This is a genomic window from Streptomyces kronopolitis, from assembly GCF_014646275.1.
Taxonomy (GTDB): domain Bacteria; phylum Actinomycetota; class Actinomycetes; order Streptomycetales; family Streptomycetaceae; genus Streptomyces; species Streptomyces kronopolitis.
Genome location: NZ_BMND01000019.1, coordinates 133,889 through 140,316 on the forward strand (window position 1 = coordinate 133,889; position 6,428 = coordinate 140,316).

Annotated in this window: 5 protein-coding genes and 2 rRNA genes; 3 read left to right on the top strand and 4 right to left on the bottom strand. The window is 70.5% G+C overall.

What is annotated here, in order from left to right:
• Positions 1-16 precede the first annotated feature (16 nt).
• From IEY78_RS20945 to IEY78_RS20955, 3 genes are read left to right on the top strand one after another with little or no spacing between them, the layout of a single operon-like run.
• Positions 17-1,336, top strand: a complete 1,320-nt coding sequence (locus IEY78_RS20945) for a lysine N(6)-hydroxylase/L-ornithine N(5)-oxygenase family protein (protein ID WP_189100505.1) — start codon at positions 17-19, stop codon at positions 1,334-1,336.
• Positions 1,333-1,959, top strand: a complete 627-nt coding sequence (locus IEY78_RS20950; protein WP_189100507.1) for a GNAT family N-acetyltransferase — start codon at positions 1,333-1,335, stop codon at positions 1,957-1,959. Before IEY78_RS20945 ends, IEY78_RS20950 begins: the two co-directional genes overlap by 4 nt.
• The gene (locus tag IEY78_RS20955) at positions 1,956-3,761 is read left to right on the top strand and encodes an IucA/IucC family protein (RefSeq protein WP_189100509.1); all 1,806 of its coding nucleotides are present in this window, start codon (positions 1,956-1,958) and stop codon (positions 3,759-3,761) included. Before IEY78_RS20950 ends, IEY78_RS20955 begins: the two co-directional genes overlap by 4 nt.
• Before the next feature lie 87 nt (positions 3,762-3,848).
• On the opposite strand, the gene IEY78_RS20960 is transcribed toward IEY78_RS20955, so the two are convergent.
• The 4 genes from IEY78_RS20960 to IEY78_RS20975 all read right to left on the bottom strand — a co-directional run.
• Positions 3,849-4,607, bottom strand: coding sequence for a tetratricopeptide repeat protein (locus IEY78_RS20960; RefSeq protein WP_189100511.1), 759 nt, complete (start codon positions 4,605-4,607; stop codon positions 3,849-3,851).
• On the bottom strand, positions 4,589-5,779 hold the full coding sequence (locus IEY78_RS20965; protein ID WP_189100513.1) for a hypothetical protein: 1,191 nt from the start codon (positions 5,777-5,779) through the stop codon (positions 4,589-4,591). The genes IEY78_RS20960 and IEY78_RS20965 overlap by 19 nt, the downstream gene beginning before the upstream one ends.
• Before the next feature lie 271 nt (positions 5,780-6,050).
• A 5S ribosomal RNA gene (rrf, locus tag IEY78_RS20970) occupies positions 6,051-6,167 on the bottom strand.
• 114 nt (positions 6,168-6,281) lie between these two features.
• Positions 6,282-6,428, bottom strand: a 23S ribosomal RNA gene (locus IEY78_RS20975); the annotation flags it as partial.

Below are 6,428 nucleotides of genomic sequence, written 5' to 3' on the forward strand. Positions count from 1 at the left end.
CCCCATCGGAGCCCCCGTGTCCGCCCCTTACGACTTCATCGCCATCGGCCTCGGCCCGTTCAACCTGGGCCTGGCCTGTCTGACCGAGCCGCTCGACGAACTCGACGGCCTGTTCCTGGACGACAAGCCCGCCTTCGACTGGCACCCCGGCATGATGCTCGACAGCACCCACCTCCAGGTGCCGTTCCTCGCCGACCTGGTCACCCTCGCCGACCCCACCTCGCCCTTCTCGTTCCTGAACTACCTCAAGGAATCGGGCCGGCTCTACCCCTTCTACATCCGCGAGAGCTTCTATCCGCTGCGCGCGGAGTTCAACGACTACTGCCGCTGGGCGGCCGGCAAACTCGACACCGTCCGCTTCTCCCAGCGGGTCACCACCGTCGAGTACGACGCGGCCGCGGGGCTGTACGCCGTCCACGCCGAGCACGTCCCCACCGGCGAGGTCACCACCCACCGCGCCCGCAAGCTCGTCCTGGGCACCGGCACCCCGCCGCACCTCCCCGACGCCTGCGCGGGCCTGGGCGGCGACCTGCTGCACAACTCCGACTACCTCGACGCCAAGGCGGCTCTCCAGGCCAAGGAGAGCATCACCCTGATCGGCAGCGGCCAGAGCGCCGCCGAGATCTACCACGACCTCCTCCAGGACATCGACAGCCACGGCTACCACCTGACCTGGGCGACCCGCTCCCCGCGCTTCTTCCCCCTCGAATACACCAAGCTCACCCTGGAGATGACCTCCCCCGAGTACGTGGACTACTTCCACGCACTCCCGGCCGCCACCCGCGACCACCTCAACGCCACCCAGAAGCACCTCTACAAGGGCATCGACTCCGCCCTGATCAACGACATCTTCGACCTGCTCTACCAGAAGAACCTCGGCGGCCCCGTCCCCACCAGGCTGCTCACCAACACCGCCCTGCACCACGCCCGCTACGACGAGGCCGCCGGCACCTACACCCTCGGCCTGCGCCAGGAGGAACAGGGCGCGGACTTCACCCTCGACACCCAGGGCCTGATCCTCGCCACCGGCTACCGCTACCGCGTCCCGGACTTCCTCGCCCCGATCCGCGACCGCATCGCCTGGGACGACACCGGCCGCTACGACGTGGCCCGCAACTACAGCATCGACACCACCGGCCACGGCATCTACGTGCAGAACGCCGAACTCCACACCCACGGCTTCGTCACCCCCGACCTCGGCATGGCCGCCTACCGCAACTCGTGCCTGGTGCGCGAGCTGCTCGGCCGCGAGCACTACCCGGTCGAGAAGGCCATCGCCTTCCAGGAGTTCGCCGCCCCGGCCGGCCCGCACCACCCCATGGAGATCCCCGCATGAACGAGCACAGCGCGCACATACCCGGACAGCGCCCGCCGAGCGCCGCCGAGGCCGAGCGGACGCCTCTCTTCACCCGCACCGACGAAGCCCTCGGGGAGTTCGCCCTGCGCCCCGTCGACCCGGCCGCCGACGCCGCACTGCTGCACGGCTGGGTCACCCACCCCAAGGCCGTCTTCTGGCTGATGCAGGACTGCGACCTCGCCGCCGTCGAGCAGGAGTTCACCCGGATCGCCGCCGACCCCTTCCACGACGCCTTCCTCGGTCTGCACAACGGCACCCCGGCCTTCCTCATGGAGCGCTACGACCCGGCCCACCGGGAGCTGGTCGGCGTCCACACCGCCGAGCCCGGCGACGTCGGCATGCACTTCCTCACCGCCCCCGCCGCCGCCCCCCTGCACGGCTTCACCCGCGTCGTGCTCACCACCGTCATGGAGATGCTCTTCGACGACCCGGCCACCCGCCGCGTCGTCGTCGAACCCGACACCCGCAACACCGCCGTCCAGGCCCTCAACAAGGCCGTCGGCTTCGAAGTCCTGCGCACCGTCTCGCTGCCCGCCAAAGACGCCTGCCTGAGCACCTGCACCCGCGACCAGTTCCTGGCCACCCGAGGAGACCACCGATGACCGCCGCCGGCCGGCCCACCGCCCAGGAAGCCGTCGCCCACCTCACCCCCGCACTGTGGGCCCGCGCCAACCGCCTGCTGCTGCGCAAGGCCCTCGCCGAGTTCACCCATGAACGGCTGCTCACCCCCAGGCGCCTGCCGGCGGACGGCCACTACGCGCTGTCCGACGACGACGGCACCACCGAGTACCGCTTCACCGCCCGCAGACAGGCCCTCGACCACTGGCAGATCGACCCCGACAGCATCACCCGCCACCGCGCCGGCGGCGAACTCCCCCTGGAAGCCCTGGAGTTCTTCCTCGAATTCGGCGACTCCCTGGGCCTCGACGCCGCGGTCCTCCCCGTCTACCTGGAGGAGATCAGCTCCACGCTCTCCGGCACCGCCTACAAACTCGCCGCGAAGCAGCCCACCGCCGCCGAGCTCGCCCGCTCCGGCTTCCAGGACATCGAGACCGGGATGACCGAGGGCCACCCCTGCTTCGTCGCCAACAACGGCCGCCTCGGCTTCGGCATCCACGAGTACCACGCCTACGCCCCGGAGACCGCCAGCCCCCTCCGGCTGATCTGGCTGGCCGCCCGCCGCGACCGCGCCACCTTCACCGCCGGCGCCGGCCTCGACTACGACACCCTGATACGCGGCGAACTCCCCCGGCACACCCGCGACCGCTTCACCGCCACCCTCACCGGCCTGGGCCTCGACCCCGACGACTACTACCTCTTCCCCACCCACCCCTGGCAGTGGTGGAACAAGCTCTCCGTCACCTTCGCCGCCGAGGTCGCCCGGCAGCATCTGGTGTGCCTGGGCCCCGGCGACGACACCTACCTCGCCCAGCAGTCCCTGCGCACCTTCTTCAACACCACCACCCCCACCGGCCACTACGTCAAAACGGCGCTCTCGGTGCTCAACATGGGCTTCATGCGCGGCCTGTCCGCCTCCTACATGGAAGCCACCCCGGCCATCAACGACTGGCTCGCCCGCCTGATCGACGCCGACGACACCTTCCGGGCCGCCCGCTTCTCGATCATCCGCGAGCGCGCCGCCATCGGCTACCACCACCGCGCCTACGAGGCCGCCACCGCCAAGGGCTCCCCGTACCGCAAAATGCTCGCCGCCCTGTGGCGCGAAAGCCCCGTCGCCACCCTCGGACCGGACCGGCGGCTCGCCACCATGGCGTCCCTCCTCCACACCGACGACGAGGGCGGATCCTTCGCCGCGGCCCTCATCGAGGAGTCCGGCCTGCCCCCCGCGACCTGGCTGCGCCGCTACCTCGACGCGTACCTGACCCCGGTCCTGCACGCCTTCTACGCCTACGACCTGGTCTTCATGCCCCACGGCGAGAACGCCATCCTGGTTCTGGAGGACGGCGCTGTGGACCGCGTCATCTTCAAGGACATCGCCGAGGAGATCGCCGTCATGGACCCCGACGCGGTCCTGCCCCCGGCCGTCGAACGCATCCGCGCCGATGTCCCCGAGGACAAGAAGCTGCTCTCCGTCTTCACCGACGTCTTCGACTGCTTCTTCCGCTTCCTGAGCGGCACCCTCGACGACCGCGGCATCCTCGACGAGGACACCTTCTGGCGCACGGTCGCCGCATGTGTCCTGGACTACCAGGCCTCCGTGCCCCACCTCGCCGACAAGTTCGCCCGGTACGACCTGTTCGCCGAGGAGTTCGCCCTCTCCTGCCTCAACCGCCTCCAACTGCGCAACAACCAGGAGATGGTCGACCTCCAGGACCCCGCGGGCGCCCTCCAGCTCATCGGCACCCTCCGCAACCCGCTCGCCCCCCACGCACCGGCCGCCTGACCCTCCCCGCACACGCAGAAGGGCGGGACCCCACCGGGGTCCCGCCCTTCGTTCTTCACGTCACCTCAGCCCGGCGGCGCGGCCGGCTCAGCCCTGCGCGGCACCCGCTTCGCCCTGCGCGGAGTCCTCGCCGGCCTCGTCACCCTCGGCCGGGCCCGTCCCGGACTCGCCCGACCCGGCCTCGTCCGTCTCGGAGTCATCCGTCTCGGAGTCGTCCAGCGCGTCGGTGAACTCCACCCCGTCCAGCGCCGCGAGCCGGTCCGAGGCATCCGTCGTGCCGCCCTGGTCGGCCTCCAGCGCCCTGGCGAACCAGTCACGTGCGTCGTCCTCGCGCCCGACCTCCAGCAGCGCGTCCGCGTAGGCGTACCGCAGCCGCGCGGTCCACGGATGCACGGCGCTGGACGCCAGCTCCGGGCTCTGCAGCGTCACCACCGCCGCGTCGGCCTGCCCCATGTCCCGCCGGGCACCCGCCGCGACCAGCCGCATCTCGACCTGTCCGGCCCGGTCCAGCTTCTGCACCTCGGGCTCGCCGGCCATCGCCATCGCCTTCTCCGGCCGCCCGAGCCCGCGCTCGCAGTCGGCCATGACGGGCCACAGCTCCACGCTGCCGGTCATCCGCCGCGCCGCCCGGAACTCCGCCAGCGCCTCGCTGTACTTGCCGACCGCGTACGCCGCGAAGCCCGCTGCCTCCCGCACCGCCGCCACCCTGGACGCCAGCCGCAGCGCCACCCGGGAGTACCCGTACGCCCGCTCCGGCTCCTCGTCCAGCAGCTTCGCCACCATCACCAGGTTCTTGGCGACGTCCTCGGCGAGCGTCTTCGGCAGGCTCAGCAGCTCCTGACGCACATCCTTGTCGATCTCGTCACCCGTGACGTCCTCCGGAATCGGCAGCCGCTTGATCGGCTCCCGGTCCCGGTCCCGACGGTCGTCACGCCGGTCATCCCGCCGGTCGTCACGCCCACGCCCGCCCCCATAAGGCCGACGCCCCCCACGCTCATCATCCCGCCGGAACCCCCCGCGGTCTCCACCACGGTCATCCCGCCGGTCACCCCCGCGGAACCCACCACGGTCGCCACCGGACGGACGGTCATCACGACGGAAACCACCCCGGTCGCCGCCGCGGTCATCCCGCCGGTCGCCCCCGCGGAACCCACCACGGTCGCCACCGGACGGACGGTCATCACGACGGAAACCACCGCGGTCTCCACCCCGGTCGCCGCCGCGGTCATCCCGCCGGTCGCCGCCACGGAAGCCCCCGCGGTCGCCGCCCGACGGACGGTCATCACGGCGGAAACCACCACGGTCTCCACCGCGATCGTCCCGCCGGTCACCGCCGCGGAAGCCCCCGCGGTCGCCACCCGACGGCCGGTCATCCCTGCGGAACCCACCACGGTCGCCACCGGACGGGCGGTCGTCACGACGGAATCCCCCGCGGTCACCGCCACGGTCGTCCCGACGGTCGCCACCACGGAACCCGCCGCGGTCTCCACCGCGGTCATCCCGCCGGTCGCCCCCGCGGTACCCACCACGGTCGCCACCGGACGGACGGTCATCACGACGGAAACCACCACGGTCTCCACCACGGTCGTCCCGCCGGTCACCACCACGGAAGCCCCCGCGGTCGCCACCCGACGGACGGTCATCACGACGGAAACCCCCGCGGTCACCGCCACGGTCGTCCCGACGGTCGCCGCCACGGAATCCGCCGCGGTCGCCGCCCGACGGACGGTCGTCCCGACGGAACCCGCCACGGTCTCCACCGCGGTCATCCCGCCGGTCGCCCCCGCGGTACCCACCACGGTCGCCACCGGACGGACGGTCATCACGACGGAAACCACCACGGTCACCACCGCGGTCATCCCGACGGTCGCCACCACGGAAACCGCCCCGGTCACCGCCCGACGGCCGGTCGTCACGCCGGAATCCGCCGCGGTCGCCACCCCGGTCACCACCGCGGTCATCCCGACGGTCGCCACCCCGGTACCCACCACGGTCACCACCGGACGGACGGTCGTCACGACGGAAACCACCGCGGTCACCACCACGGCTGGCGCCACGGGCGCCTCGGTCCCCCCGGTCATCACGCCGGAAACCACCGCGGTCGCCGTCGTCGCGCCGCTGCGGCCGGCGCTCCGAACGATCGTCGGAAGAGTTGGTGGACATCGACGTGACTCCTGTCTTCGGTACTGCATTCATTCTCGCGCACCGACCACTTCGGCGCGCTTCGGCAAAAACAAAAAGGACCCTTGGTCCCAGCATGAACGCTGGGACCAAGGGTCCTGAAAGATTGTTCGGCGGCGTCCTACTCTCCCACAGGGTCCCCCCTGCAGTACCATCGGCGCGGAAAGGCTTAGCTTCCGGGTTCGGAATGTAACCGGGCGTTTCCCTAACGCTATGACCACCGAAACCCTATCGGGTTCTAGCGAACAAGCACACTTTTTAGTTAAAGAGTGAAACTTGGTTCAACCAGCGATTGCGACTGTTCGCAACCCGGGAACCACACAGTGGACGCGAGCAACTGAGGACAAGCCCTCGGCCTATTAGTACCAGTCAACTCCACACCTTACGGCGCTTCCATATCTGGCCTATCAACCCAGTCGTCTACTGGGAGCCTTAACCCCTCAAAGGGGGTGGGAGTCCTCATCTCGAAGCAGGCTTCCCGCTTAG

What these genes read in the sequence shown, in the direction of transcription:
- IEY78_RS20950 (WP_189100507.1), top strand. Translation starts at nt 1,333, where the DNA reads ATGAACGAGCACAGCGCGCACATACCCGGACAGCGCCCGCCGAGCGCC.
- IEY78_RS20955 (WP_189100509.1), top strand. Translation starts at nt 1,956, where the DNA reads ATGACCGCCGCCGGCCGGCCCACCGCCCAGGAAGCCGTCGCCCACCTC.